Genomic DNA, 12,231 nt, shown 5'->3' with positions numbered 1-12,231 from the left:
GGTGCCTACTGCTCTGTGGCGAGCGGGGCGAGGCGGGCCTGCGGGCGGCCCTGGGCCGCGGCGGCGAGGCCGATGACGATCTCGTCGGCGCGCGGGCCGTCCGGGACCCGTACCTCGATGCTCTGGTGGTGGGAGCGGACGGTGGCGTCGGTGATGTGCTTCAGCGGGATGTCGAAGACACCTCCGGCGACCGCGCGCTTCTCCACGGCCGGGAGCAGTGTGGTGGCGTTCGCCGCCTTGCGGAAGTGGTCGCCGAACTTGAGTGTGTGGATCAGGGCGCTGCCGTGCTCGACCTCGCCGTCGAGGCCGACGACGGCGGCCTTCCCGTACGCCTCGACGGGCGCGCCGAGCGCTTCCACGACGCGCGGCGCGAGCAGCTCGCCGAGCTGGGGTGCCACCTCGTCGATGCCGGGCAGCAGGTCGGTGACGAAGCCCTGACCTGCCCAGGGGTTCTCGATCACGGCGAGCACCACGGCGGTGCGCGCGACCGGGCCGACGGGGCGGCCGCCCTCGGCGTGGATGTCTTCGACGTAGGTAAGGATCTTGCGGAGGTTCATCGGGCGGTCTCCAAGTCGGCGAGGCGGACCACGGGGTCCTGGCGGCGGTCTCCGATACGGGCGTTGGGGCGCGGCCCGGACGCGGCGGCGGCCACGAGGACGATCTCGTCGGGGCGCGGTGCGTCCGGCACCCGGATCTGGACGGTCTGGTAGTGGGAGCGGGTGGCGGCGGCGGTCTTGTGCCACACGGGGACGGTCAGCGGTTCGCCCGCCGCGAGCCGGTCGTCGCTGAACACGATGATCGAGGTGCCCTCGGTCAGTTCCCTCAGCACATTGCCGAAGTACGGGGTGTGGATCAATGCCCCGCCGTGCTCGATCTCCCCGTCGAGCCCGACGACGGCCGCCTTGCCGAACGCCTCGACGTGCTCCACGCCGCCCAGCGTCTCGATCAGCCGGTCGGTGAGGAGGCGGCCGATGCCGGGCGCGATGTCCTCCACCTCGGGCTGCAGGTCGGCGACGAATCCGCGGCCGGCCCAGGGGTTCTCGATCACGGCGGCCGCGGCGACGCGGCGTACGGGGGTCGCGACCGGCCGTCCGAGTTCCAGGAGGACCTCGTCCACCACGGTCACGACCTTGCGCAGTCTGCCTCGTGTGGGCGTGGCCCACAGCTGTTGGCCTGCTGATTGTTGCTGTGCCATGGCAGTGAGGCTAAGAGTGCCCCGGGGAACCGTCAAGGGTCGACAGTAAATAGCCCGCCCTGACCTAGGGGTTACCAGCAACACCGGCCAGTAGGCAGCGAATTTCGCCCGAACCATTGACATGACGGATGCCCGATTCCTACGGTCCACTGCCATACAACAGATCTGCCATGCAAGAGCAGGCCGATCCGATCGATGGAGCCGCCATGTCACTCACCCTGGAACACGCCACCGACCGCCCCGCCCGCCTCCGCGCCGCCTGGGACGCGGCCTGGAACCGGGGTGAAGTCGACGCCCTGGACGCCGTGTTGAGCCCCGGCTACGTGCGCCGACGCGGACCGGCGGGCACCGCTCAGGACCGCGCCGGGTTCAAGGACAGCATCAGCGCGGTGCGCGAGGCGTTCCCCGATCTGCACACCGAGATCGAGGACCTCGTCGTGGACGGGGACAGGCTGGCCGTCCGCTGGCGCAGCACGGGCCGGCACACGGACACGTTCATGGGTGTGCCGCCCACCGGCAGGCCCGTCGAGGTGTCGGGCGCCACGTTCGCCCGCTTCGACGGTGACACCGTCACCGAGGAGTCAGTGACCTTCGACTCCCGCCAGCTCCTCGAGGCACTCGGCATCATCACGACGGCGCACGAGGCCGCCGTCGACGCCGACCTGGTCAAGGGGGTGCACCGCAAGTTCATCACCGGTGTCACCGTGGTGACCACCGACGACGACGGGACCCCCAAGGGCCTCGCGGTCAACGCCTTCTCCAGCATCTCGCTGGACCCGCCGATGGTCCTGGTGTGTGTCCAGCGCAGCTCCTCGACACACCCCGCGCTGCACCGTGCCACCCACATCGGCATCAACATCCTCGCGGCCGACCAGCTCGACGTGGCGAAGGTGTTCGCGAGCAAGGGCACCGACAAGTTCGCCGCCCTGGACTGGGCGCCCGGCGAGCACGGCGCCCCGCTGCTCGACGGCTCCGCCGCCCGGCTCGAGGTCGAGATCGGCGAGCGCCTGGAGGCCGGGAGTCACACCGTCTTCACCGGACGTGTAGTGTCTGCTGGTCATTCCGAGCTCGCCCCGCTTGTCTACAGCGGCGGCGGCTTCTTCGACATCTCGCAGACGGCGCCCCTTCCGTGGTGACTCGCGTCCGCCCCCGCACCCACGTTCTCCGGAGCACCCATGACTCATGATTCCCAGGGCCCACCCGTCTACGGCAGCGCCGTCACCAAGGTCGAGCCGTTCGGTGTCGACCACATCCCCGACAGCGAGCGACACGGTAAACCGAGTTCACAGTTCTTCGTGTGGTTCGCGGCGGGGCTCAATTTCCCGGTCATCCTGCTCGGCTTCAGCGCCGCGTACTTCGGGCTCAGCTTCGCCACCGCCGCCGCCGCGATCGTCGCCGGCGCCGGTGTCGGCGCAGGCCTGATGGCCGTCATGTCCCGCATGGGCGTCCGCCTCGGTGTGCCGCAGCAGATCCAGGCGAGGGGGCCGCTGGGCTTCTTCGGCAACTTCCTGCCCGTCGCCTACATCAACGTGTTCTCCGGTGTGGGCTGGGCGGCCGTCACGGTCATCCTCGGCGGCAAGGCCTTCGCGGAGCTGAGCCACCTGCCGTACTGGCTGTGCGCCCTCCTGCTCACCGTGGTCGAGCTCGTCGTGGCCATCTTCGGCTACAACATGATCAACTTCCTTCAGCGGGCGCTGACGTACGTCCTCACTCCGCTGTTCGTCCTGATCACGGTCGTGGCGGTGGTCCGTGGCGGCAGCCTCTTCGAGGCCAACCCGCACGCGGACGGCTACGTCGGCGCGGCCGGTGGCTCGATCACGCTGGGCGGCTGGTTCCTGGCGTTCCTCGTGGCGTGGATGCCCTTCGCCTCCGACTACTCGCGCTATCTGCCCGACACCGCGAAGGTCGTCCGGCAGACCACCTGGTACACCGCCCTCGGCAACTTCCTCACCATCGCCTGGCTCGGCATCCTCGGCGTCGTGGTCGGCGCCTCCGCCTCCAGCTCGGACACCATCACGGCCCTGCACGAGCTGATGGGCCCGTTCGCCGTGCCCGCGCTCGTCGCCGTGGGCCTGTCAGCGCTGGCCCAGAACTTCCTCAACGTGTACGGCGGCGCGATCTCCGTCCAGACCCTCAAGGTCCCCGTCACCCGTACCCAGGCGGTGGCCGGCATCTGCGTCCTCGCGTACGGGATCAGCCTGTGGGGCGCCACCGGCACGGAGGACAAGTTCAAGGTCTTCCTCAACCTCACCGCGTACTTCATCGCGCCGTTCGCCGCCGTGCTCCTCATCGACTTCTACCTGGGCGGGCGCGGCGACCCCCGCAGGATCGCCGAGCTCTACGACCGCTCCAGGATCGTCGACTGGGGCCTGGTGGCCTGGGCGGGCGGCGTCGCGGCGTCCGTGCCCTTCTGGGTGTCCGACATCTACACCGGCGCCTTCGCCGCGGCCCACCCGGGAGCCGGCGACCTCAGCATGCTCGTCGCCGCGGGTGTCGCGGTCGTCGTGTACCTGTTCACGTACCGGCTGAAGCCGCTGTGGCGACGGGCTGGTGGCGAGGACCTCGACACAGGCACGGGCACGGGCACGGGTACCAACACCGCCACGGACACCGACCCCGCCGCTGAGCAACTGCCGGAGCGCGCGCCGGACTTGATCGGTCGCGGCTGACGGTGCGCCACCGCGGCGGGTGTGTCCGCCGCGGTGGCGGGTACGACACTTCCCGTGCAGGATGTCGCAGAAGCGGCAAACGAGCGAGGAGTGCCGGAAGTGATCAAGAAACTGCAGGCGGTCGCACTGGACTGTGCCGACCCCGTACAGCTCGCCGAGTTCTACGCGGAGCTGCTCGGCGGCCGGGTGGTCCTGGACCCCGACGACCTCGACTGGGTCGACGTGGTGGGGTTCGAGGGGACGCCCCTGGCCTGCCAGCGGGTGGACGGGTACCAGCCGCCGCAGTGGCCTGGCCAGGAGCGCCCGCAACAGGTCCACTTCGACTTCGACACGGACGACCTCGAAGCGGACGAGAAGCGGGTACTCGCCCTCGGCGCGACACTCCTCGAGCGGACCGACCAGATCCACCCGGGCACCAACTGGCGCGTCTACGCGGACCCGGCAGGGCACCCCTTCTGCCTCTGCCTGCACTGAGCCCGGGACACCGCACCGGCTCACCCGGTCGGCGCGGCCCGCTCCAGGTCCTCGACGCTCCCCGACATGATGTCCCGCACGTGTGCGGTGATGTGCTCCAACGGCCAGTCCCACCAGGCCACTTGGAGGAGGCGCTCGATGTCGGCGTCGCTGTAGCGGCGACGGATGACACGGGCCGGGTTTCCTCCGACGATGCCGTAGTCGGGGACGTCGTCGACGACCACGGCCCCCGAGGCGATCACCGCGCCGTGCCCGATGCGGACGCCGGGCATCACCATCGCGTGGTAGCCGAACCACACATCATTGCCGACCACGGTGTCACCACGCCCCGGCAGCCCGGTGATGAGATCGAAGTTCTCGGCCCAGGACCCGCCCATGATCGGGAACGGGAACGTGGAGGGTCCGTCCATCCGGTGGTTGGCGCCGTTCATGACGAAGCGCACCCCCTCCCCCAGCGCGCAGAACTTCCCGATGACCAGCTTCTCCGGCCCGTAGTGGTACAGCACGTTGCGGGTCTCGAAGGCGGTCGGGTCGTCCGGGTCGTCGTAGTACGAGAACTCGCCGACCTCGATGAGCGGCGACTTCACCAGGGGCTTGAGGAGCACGACCCGCGGCTGCTCGGGCATCGGGTGCAGCACGGTCGGGTCGGCGGGAACGTTCGCAGTCACCGGTCGGCCTTTCTCGGAGACAAGGGGCCGCCTCGAGCGGCTGACCACCCATTGACAGGACATTTGAACAAGGACGATCGTACTCGGGCCAGAGCGCGCCAGAAGCCCGGAGCGAAGGGACGCCAGCCGAGATGTCGTTCGATGTGTTGACCATGGGCCGCGTGGGAGTGGACGTGTATCCGCTCCAGACGGGCGTGGGGCTTGCAGAGGTGTCGACGTTCGGGAAGTACCTCGGCGGCAGCCCGACGAACGTCGCGGTCGCCGCCGCCCGCTACGGACGGCGCACTTCGGTGATCACAAAGACCGGCGCGGACCCCTTCGGCGCGTTCGTGCGAACTGCCCTGGCGGGCTACGGAGTTGACGCCTCGTTCGTCGGCACCTCCGACGTGGCGCCGACGCCGGTCACGTTCTGCGAGATCTTCCCGCCGGACGATTTCCCGCTGTACTTCTACCGGTTGCCGAAGGCGCCGGACCTGGACATCAGCCCCGACGACCTCGATCTGGACGCGGTGGCCTCGGCCCGGATCTTCTGGATGACGGGGACGGGACTGTGCGAGGAGCCCTCGCGGTCGGCGACGCTGGCGGCGCTCCAGCACCGGGCCAAGCGGGGGACGACGGTCTTCGACCTGGACTGGCGGCCCATGTTCTGGAAAGACCCGGCCCGGGAGGACACCGCCCAGGCGCGGGTGTACTACCGCGAGGCGCTCGCGCACACCACGGTCGCCGTCGGCAATCTCGACGAGTGCGAGATCGCGACCGGCGAGCGGGAGCCGTACGCGGCGGCAACGGCCCTGCTGGCGGCGGGCGTTGAGCTGGCCGTCGTGAAGCAGGGCCCCAAGGGCGTGCTCGCCATGGACCGCGGCGGCGCGGTGGCCGAGCTGCCGCCGGTGCCGGTCGACGTGGTCAACGGGCTCGGCGCGGGCGACGCGTTCGGCGGGGCGCTGTGCCATGGGCTCCTCTCGGGCTGGGACGTGGCGCGGACGGTGTCGTTCGCCAATGCCGCGGGCGCGCTGGTGGCGGGCCGTCTCGCCTGCTCGGACGCCATGCCCACCGCGGCGGAGGTCGAGGACAAGCTGCGCGAGGTGAACGGTGACGTCTGAGGAGAAGTCTGAGGAGAAGAGCGTGCGCATCGGTGTCATCGGGGCCGGCTGGATCGGCCGGGAGCACATCCGCCGGCTCACCGATGTGATCGTCGGAGCCCGGGTCACCGCGGTGACCGACATCGACGCGGAGCGCGCGGCCGAGGCGGCGCGGTATCCCGGCGCCGCGGTGCACGCCGATGGTGCCTCACTGGTCGCCTCCGAGGACGTCGACGCGGTGCTCGTCACCTCGTGGGGGCCGACGCACGCCGAGCACGTCCTGAACGCCGTCGCTGCGGGCAAGCCCGTGTTCTGCGAGAAGCCGCTCGCCACCACTCCCGAGGACTGTCTGAAGATCGTCGAGGCGGAGCGTGCGCATGGCGGCCGACTGGTCCAGGTGGGCTTCATGCGCCGCTTCGACCAGGGCTACCGGCAGATGAAGGAGGTCATCGACGCGGGCCGGATCGGCACCCCGCTGATGGTGCACTGCGCGCACCGCAACGCGTCGTCCGTGGAGGCGTACACCTCCGACATGGCCGCCCTCGACACGGCGGTGCACGAGATCGACGTGCTGCGCTGGCTCCTGGACGACGAGATCGTCTCCGCCCAGGTGATCGTCCCGCGTTCGACGACGCGCAAGCACGCGCACCTCACCGACCCCCAGTTCATGCTCTTCGAGACCGCGCGGGGCGTCCGTATCGACCTGGAGGTCTTCGTCAACTGCCGCTACGGGTACGACATCCAGTGCGAGACGGTTGGCGAGGACGGCCTCGTGCGGCTGCCCGATCCGGCGGCGGTCGGCGTGCGTACGGCGGGCGCGCACAGCACGGCGATCCTGCCGGACTGGACGGGCCGCTTCGCGGACGCCTTCGACACCGAGTTCCGCGAGTGGGTCGCCGACCTGGCGGCGGGCCGCGCGCCCACAGGGCCCTCCGCCTGGGACGGCTACGCCGCCACCGTCATCTCCGGCGCCGCCGTCGAGTCCCGCGCCTCGGGCCGGGTCGTCACCACGGACATCCCGAAGCGCCCCGACTTCTACGCCGCGGACGGCCGGCCGTGAGGTGCGCCCCCGCCGGTGCGGCATGGCGGCGCACACCTACAGCCCCACCGCCAGCGTCGCGACCACGGGCGCGAGATACAGCACCGGGAACGCGACCGTCTTGTAGGAGCGCACCCGCAGCACCGTGACCACCGCCCCGACGAAGTACAGGGCCAGTGCGATCGCGGCCGCGATGCCGATGGCGGGCACGGCGAGCCCCACCAACAGGCCTGCCGCGCCGAGGAGTTTGGCCACGGCGAGGCGGGGCCACCAGGTGTCGGGGACCCCGTACGAGACGAGTGGTTCGACGACGAACGGGGCGCGGCGCAGCAGCGAGACACCGGAGAAGCCGACCCAGAGGGCCGTCAGGACCGTGACGACGAGAACGGTGGTGGTGGGCATGTGGGCGTCCTCCTTCAGGACTTGAGGAGTGCGGATGCGCGGGGGGAGACGAAGAGGACGTCCCGAGCCAAGGGTCTTCGCTGCCGCTCGAAGCATCAACGGGCGCGCCGGCAACGAGCGATAATCCCCGTGTTAACGATGGGGAGGGGCACAGGGGTGGAGCTGCGGGACATCGAGATCATCCTGACGCTCGCGGACGAGCTGCACTTCGGCCGGACCGCCGAGCGGCTGCATGTCTCGGGGGCCAGGGTCAGCCAGGCGATCAAGAGGCAGGAGCGGCGCATCGGTGCACCCCTGTTCGAGCGGACCAGCCGGTCGGTGCGGCTCACGCCGATCGGGCGGCGCCTGGCCGAGGGCCTGCGGCAGGGGCAGGACGCCATCAACGCCGCGATCGCGGAGGCCACCGCCGCCGCCCGCGGTGTCTCCGGCACGCTCACGCTCGGGGTGATGGGCGCGCTCGGCCATGAACTGCGCTCCCACATCGGGCACTTCCGCAAGCTGTACCCGGAGTGCGACGTGCGGCTCCAGGAGATCCACTTCAGCGATCCGTACGGGCCGCTGCGCCGCGGCGAGGTCGACATGCTGGTGCTGTGGCTGCCGGTCGTCGAGCCCGATGTGACCGTGGGCCCCGTGGTGTTGACGGAGGGGCGGGTGCTCGCGGTGTGGGCGGGGCACGAACTGTCCGGGCACGCCGACGTCTCCCTGGAGGATCTGGCGGGCCGGACCGTCCTCGACGTCGGCCCCGATGTGCCACAGGACTGGGGCGAGGCCATGCTGCCCGCCCGTACGCCCAGTGGGCGCGCGGTCCCGCGCGGTCCCCGTGTGCGCACCTTCCACGAGGTCCTCACCCAGGTCGCCGCCCGCACCGCGGTCAGCCCGCTCAACGCGCACGTCCTGCGCTACTACCGCCACCCCGGCGTGGAGTTCCTGCCCCTCCGGGACGCGCCCCCGACCGAGTGGGCCCTGGTGTGGCGCACCACCGACGAGACCACGCAGCACCGGGCGTTCGCCGAGGCGGCGCGGGCGTTCGGGATGCGGGGCGCGGGAAGCTGACGGGCGAAGGACACATGGCCGGGAGGAGGCCGGCCGTTTACGCCGCGTGAGTCGGGGCAGGCGCCACGGCCGACGGGCGTTGCTTGATTCTGCAACTTTTCGCAGGTCGAAGAGATCGAGGTTCATGTGTCAGTCAGGCTTCAGGCCGAGCACCTGTACAAAGTGTTCGGCAGGCGACAGGCAGAGGCGGTCGAGCGGCTCCGCACGGGGACCGACCGCGAGGAGCTGCGGTCCGAAGGGACCGTCGCGGGCGTGATCGACGCCTCCTTCTCGGTGGAATCCGGCAAGATCTTCGTCGTCATGGGCCTGTCCGGCTCGGGCAAGTCGACGCTGCTGCGCACGCTCAACGGCCTGTCGGAGCCGACCTCGGGACACGTGAAGTTCGACGGCCAGGACCTGACCGCCCTGCCCGCCAAGGAGCTGCGGGCGGTCCGCTCCCACAAGATCAGCATGGTCTTCCAGCACTTCGCGCTGTTCCCGCACCGCAGTGTGCTGGAGAACGCGGCGTACGGCCTCGCCGTGCAGGGTGTGCCCCGCGCGGAACGCGAGCGGCGGGCCGCGGAGGCCCTCGAAATGACCGGGCTCAAGGGCTGGGAGAAGTCCTTCCCCGACGAGCTCTCCGGCGGCATGCAGCAGCGCGTGGGCCTGGCCCGCGCGCTGGCCACCGACGCCGAACTGCTGCTGATGGACGAGTCGTTCAGCGCCCTCGACCCGCTGATCCGCCGGGACATGCAGGACCAGCTCCTCGTGCTGCAGAAGAAGCTCAAGAAGACCATCGTCTTCATCACGCACGATCTGAACGAGGCCATGCGCCTCGGCGACCGAATAGCCGTCATGCGCGACGGCCGCATCGTCCAGAACGGCACCCCGGAGGACATCCTGGTCCGCCCGGCGGACGACTACGTCACCAACTTCATCCAGGACGTGGACCGTTCGCGGGTGCTGACCGCGGGCGCCGTCATGGAGTCCCCCGACGCACTGCGCGCGAGCACGGGCCGGACGGATCTCACCGACACCGAGCTGCTCGCGAACGCGCCCGCCCGCGTCGGCCCCGACACTCCGCTCGCCGAGCTGTTCGCGCCGTGCGCGCAGCGGGCCGCCGAGCCCGTCGCCGTCGTCGAGGACGAGGTGCTGGTCGGTGTCGTGAGCCAGCAGCGGCTGCTGGCCGTGCTCGGCGAGGCAGCAACGGCCGGTGAACAGGACGACGTCCAGGACGGGACGGCCGGGGACAAGGTGACCGCACGTGCCTAGAGTCCCCTTCGGCGACTGGGAAGTCGAGGGCGTGGCGCGCGATGCGTGCCACGCCCTCGGTCGTCCCGTCAGCGGACCTTCTTGATGGGGATCACCACCAGCGCGCCCACCACGCAGATCGCCGCCGCCACGTGCAGCATCGTCGCGTAGCTGTCGCCGCCGACCGTGGTGACCAGGAAGCCGGCGAGGCCCGGGGCGAGTGCCTGGGGGCCCGCGTTGGCGACGTTGAAGACGCCGAGGTCCTTCGCCGCGTTGTCGGGGTCCGGCAGGACGTCCATGACGAGTGCGATGTCGACGCCGATGTACATGCCGTAGCCGAGGCCGAGCACCAACTCGGCCCAGTAGAAGGCGCCCACGGTGTCCACGTGCACCAGCATGTACGTGCCGATGCCGAAGAGCAGGGTGGCCCCTCCCACGAACACCTTGCGCCGGCCCGTCTTGTCCGAGAGCCACCCGGCGGTCTGCGAGGCGACCATCAGGGCGGCCGTGTAGACGAGGATGCCGGTGGCCATCGCGCCGGTGGCCTCGCTCACGGACAGGTCGAGCTGGTGCTCCAGGTACAGGAGCCGGAACGTGGTGAACATGTACGCCGCCAGGATCACCAGGAAGCGTGAGGCGAACGCCCAGCCGAAGTCGGGGTGTTGGCGCGGGTTCACCCAGAACGTCTTGATCGCGGTGCGCCAGCCGCCGTCGGTCCGCGGACGCTGGCGCAGCGGGACGTCCGGGAGCACCACGGCGTACAGGACCATGGCGGCGAGGCCCACGAGGCCCGGCACCATGAACAGCAACAGCATGTCGCGGCCGAGGAGTTGGCCCGCGTACGCGGCGCCCAGCACGCCCGCGTTCTGCATCAGGCCGATGAGTCCGGAGATCTTGCCGCGCTGGCGGCTGGGAACCTGGTCGGCGACGGAGGCCAGGTAGGCGGCGATCGCGGCGTTGGCGCAGACCTGGGCGAGGAACCAGGCGATCGCGACGGTGGCCACGTTGGGGGCGAGGGCGATCACCAGCAGGCAGCAGGTGAGCCCGGCGGCGCCTGCCACCAGCCACGGGCGGCGGCGTCCGAAGCGGCCCGTGGTGAGGTCGCTGATCCGGCCGAAGATCGGGTTGGCGAGGAAGGCGCCGACCGCGCCGATCGAGGAGACGGTGGCCAGGGCGGTGATGGCGTCGCCGTCGACGGTGAGCGTCTGCAGCTTGAGGGTGAGGCTGACGTAGACGGGTGTGAGGAGTGCGAGGTAGAGGCCGGCCTGGGCGATCGCGAGGAAGACGATGAGCCTGGGCGGGGCCTTGCGGGTGGGTGGGGGGATGGCGGGTGCGGCGACGGAGCCGGATCTTGGTGTGTCGGTGTCGGTGTCGGTGTCAGTGTTGGTGTCAGTGTTGGTGTCAGTGTCAGTGTCAGTGTCAGTGTCGGCGTTGTTCGGGGTGGATCCCATGGTTCGCCTCCTTGCGAGCCTGGGCCAATGGGGGGAGCGTCGGGCCGGGACACGGCGGGGTGGCGCGTGTGGGGGCGGTGTCCCGGTCCGACGGAAGCGCGCAGGGCGCTGTCGCAGGCCGTCAGGCCGTGGTGTGCCCGAACTCCAGCAGCGCGTCCCTGTTGCGGGTCAGGAGGTCGAAGCGGTCGAGTTCCGTCGTGTCGATCTCGGCGATGTGCCAGGCGAGGGCGGGGCCGCCCGCCTCGATGGCGGCGGGGACGTCGACGTCACCCGTGCCGATCGGGGTCTGCGGCTCCTGGCGTACCGCCTTGCCGTCCTTGAGGTGCGCGGCCACCACCCGGCCGTCGAGCGCGCGCAGCACGGCCGCCGGGTCCTGGCCCGCGACGGTCGCCCAGTAGACGTCGAGTTCGGCGAGGACCTGCGCGCCGGTCAGTTCCCAGAACACGTCGTAGCCGCTGCGGCCGTCGGGCAGCGTCGTCCACTCCAGCTCGTGGTTGTGGTAGCCGAGGCGGATGCCGTGCCCGGCCAGTTCGGTGGCGGCCTCGTCGACGCGGGCGGCGAACCGGGTCAGGGTGTCCAGGTCGCCGAACACGTCGCGGCCGAAGCGGTCCCCGCCGTCGAAGCCCTCGACGAGCCCGGGGATCGGGATGAAGACGGTGTCGGTGCCGAGGATGCGGCACTCCTCGGCGAGGGTGGCCAGCTCGCCGGCGGCGATCGAGGCGTGCAGGGAGCAGACGGAGAGGCCCGCCGCGTCCAGGTCGGCGCGCAGGGCGCGGGCCTTGGCCAGGCGCTCGTCGGCGGGGGTGCGCCAGTCGCCGAGGCCGAAGGGCTCGACGTGCCGGTAGCCGAGTTCGGCGAGGCGGGCGAGGGTGCCTGCGCGGTCCTTGTCCAGGTCCTCGCGGAGGCTGAACAGCTGGACGGCGAGGGTGCCGGTGGTGGGTGTGCCGGCGGGGTGCGGGGTGGTGGCCATG

13 protein-coding genes are annotated in these 12,231 nt (G+C 70.7%); 7 read left to right on the top strand and 6 right to left on the bottom strand.

The features are described 5' to 3' along the window. Positions 1-5: 5 nt before the first annotated feature. Positions 6-557 carry an amino acid synthesis family protein gene (locus tag OKJ99_RS33740; RefSeq protein ID WP_326021960.1) on the bottom strand — a complete coding sequence of 184 codons (552 nt, stop codon included), beginning with the start codon at positions 555-557 and terminating at the stop codon, positions 6-8. Next, positions 554-1,195 carry an amino acid synthesis family protein gene (locus tag OKJ99_RS33735; RefSeq protein WP_326021959.1) on the bottom strand — a complete coding sequence of 214 codons (642 nt, stop codon included), beginning with the start codon at positions 1,193-1,195 and terminating at the stop codon, positions 554-556. Before OKJ99_RS33735 ends, OKJ99_RS33740 begins: the two co-directional genes overlap by 4 nt. Positions 1,196-1,401: 206 nt before the next feature. Here OKJ99_RS33735 and OKJ99_RS33730 point away from each other — a divergent pair, with 206 nt between their 5' ends. The 3 genes from OKJ99_RS33730 (at position 1,402) to OKJ99_RS33720 (ending at position 4,338) form a co-directional block, all read left to right on the top strand. Further along, a complete protein-coding gene (locus OKJ99_RS33730; protein ID WP_326021957.1) occupies positions 1,402-2,331 on the top strand; it encodes a flavin reductase in 930 nt (309 codons plus the stop codon). 39 nt (positions 2,332-2,370) lie between these two features. Beyond that, the gene (locus OKJ99_RS33725; protein ID WP_326021956.1) at positions 2,371-3,864 is read left to right on the top strand and encodes a purine-cytosine permease family protein; all 1,494 of its coding nucleotides are present in this window, start codon (positions 2,371-2,373) and stop codon (positions 3,862-3,864) included. Positions 3,865-3,963: 99 nt separating this feature from the next. Then, the gene (locus OKJ99_RS33720) at positions 3,964-4,338 is read left to right on the top strand and encodes a VOC family protein (RefSeq protein ID WP_326021955.1); all 375 of its coding nucleotides are present in this window, start codon (positions 3,964-3,966) and stop codon (positions 4,336-4,338) included. Between the two features lie 20 nt (positions 4,339-4,358). Here OKJ99_RS33720 and OKJ99_RS33715 read toward each other — a convergent pair whose 3' ends face one another. Continuing rightward, entirely contained in the window at positions 4,359-4,964 is a 606-nt protein-coding gene (locus OKJ99_RS33715) for a CatB-related O-acetyltransferase (protein WP_326022014.1), read from the bottom strand. A 173-nt stretch (positions 4,965-5,137) separates the two neighbouring features. Between OKJ99_RS33715 and iolC the strand changes: the two genes are divergently transcribed. Continuing rightward, positions 5,138-6,106 carry a 5-dehydro-2-deoxygluconokinase gene (gene iolC, locus OKJ99_RS33710; RefSeq protein ID WP_326021953.1) on the top strand — a complete coding sequence of 323 codons (969 nt, stop codon included), beginning with the start codon at positions 5,138-5,140 and terminating at the stop codon, positions 6,104-6,106. After that, complete coding sequence (locus OKJ99_RS33705; RefSeq protein ID WP_326021952.1) at positions 6,096-7,145, top strand: Gfo/Idh/MocA family protein; 1,050 nt, start codon at positions 6,096-6,098, stop codon at positions 7,143-7,145. Before iolC ends, OKJ99_RS33705 begins: the two co-directional genes overlap by 11 nt. Before the next feature lie 36 nt (positions 7,146-7,181). Here OKJ99_RS33705 and OKJ99_RS33700 read toward each other — a convergent pair whose 3' ends face one another. Next, entirely contained in the window at positions 7,182-7,526 is a 345-nt protein-coding gene (locus OKJ99_RS33700) for a DoxX family protein (RefSeq protein WP_326021950.1), read from the bottom strand. A gap of 156 nt (positions 7,527-7,682) precedes the next feature. Between OKJ99_RS33700 and OKJ99_RS33695 the strand changes: the two genes are divergently transcribed. Beyond that, positions 7,683-8,579, top strand: a complete 897-nt coding sequence (locus OKJ99_RS33695) for a LysR family transcriptional regulator (RefSeq protein WP_326021948.1) — start codon at positions 7,683-7,685, stop codon at positions 8,577-8,579. A gap of 126 nt (positions 8,580-8,705) precedes the next feature. Further along, positions 8,706-9,830 (top strand): quaternary amine ABC transporter ATP-binding protein, encoded by a 1,125-nt coding sequence (locus tag OKJ99_RS33690; protein WP_326021946.1) that lies wholly within the window; start codon positions 8,706-8,708, stop codon positions 9,828-9,830. A 68-nt stretch (positions 9,831-9,898) separates the two neighbouring features. Here OKJ99_RS33690 and OKJ99_RS33685 read toward each other — a convergent pair whose 3' ends face one another. Next, positions 9,899-11,260, bottom strand: coding sequence for an MFS transporter (locus OKJ99_RS33685; protein ID WP_326021945.1), 1,362 nt, complete (start codon positions 11,258-11,260; stop codon positions 9,899-9,901). 121 nt (positions 11,261-11,381) lie between these two features. Next, positions 11,382-12,230, bottom strand: a complete 849-nt coding sequence (locus OKJ99_RS33680; RefSeq protein ID WP_326021944.1) for a sugar phosphate isomerase/epimerase family protein — start codon at positions 12,228-12,230, stop codon at positions 11,382-11,384. Position 12,231 lies beyond the last annotated feature (1 nt).

Origin of the sequence: Streptomyces endophyticus (assembly GCF_035798155.1) — a bacterium.
GTDB lineage: Bacteria > Actinomycetota > Actinomycetes > Streptomycetales > Streptomycetaceae > Streptomyces > Streptomyces endophyticus.
Note: the sequence above shows the minus strand (reverse complement) of the source record. Positions and strands in the feature narration are given on the sequence as shown.

What these genes read in the sequence shown, in the direction of transcription:
- OKJ99_RS33685 (WP_326021945.1), bottom strand. Translation starts at nt 11,260, where the DNA reads ATGGGATCCACCCCGAACAACGCCGACACTGACACTGACACTGACACT.
- iolC (WP_326021953.1), top strand. Translation starts at nt 5,138, where the DNA reads ATGTCGTTCGATGTGTTGACCATGGGCCGCGTGGGAGTGGACGTGTAT.
- OKJ99_RS33715 (WP_326022014.1), bottom strand. Translation starts at nt 4,964, where the DNA reads ATGCCCGAGCAGCCGCGGGTCGTGCTCCTCAAGCCCCTGGTGAAGTCG.
- OKJ99_RS33725 (WP_326021956.1), top strand. Translation starts at nt 2,371, where the DNA reads ATGACTCATGATTCCCAGGGCCCACCCGTCTACGGCAGCGCCGTCACC.
- OKJ99_RS33730 (WP_326021957.1), top strand. Translation starts at nt 1,402, where the DNA reads ATGTCACTCACCCTGGAACACGCCACCGACCGCCCCGCCCGCCTCCGC.
- OKJ99_RS33735 (WP_326021959.1), bottom strand. Translation starts at nt 1,195, where the DNA reads ATGGCACAGCAACAATCAGCAGGCCAACAGCTGTGGGCCACGCCCACA.
- OKJ99_RS33700 (WP_326021950.1), bottom strand. Translation starts at nt 7,526, where the DNA reads ATGCCCACCACCACCGTTCTCGTCGTCACGGTCCTGACGGCCCTCTGG.
- OKJ99_RS33680 (WP_326021944.1), bottom strand. Translation starts at nt 12,230, where the DNA reads ATGGCCACCACCCCGCACCCCGCCGGCACACCCACCACCGGCACCCTC.
- OKJ99_RS33740 (WP_326021960.1), bottom strand. Translation starts at nt 557, where the DNA reads ATGAACCTCCGCAAGATCCTTACCTACGTCGAAGACATCCACGCCGAG.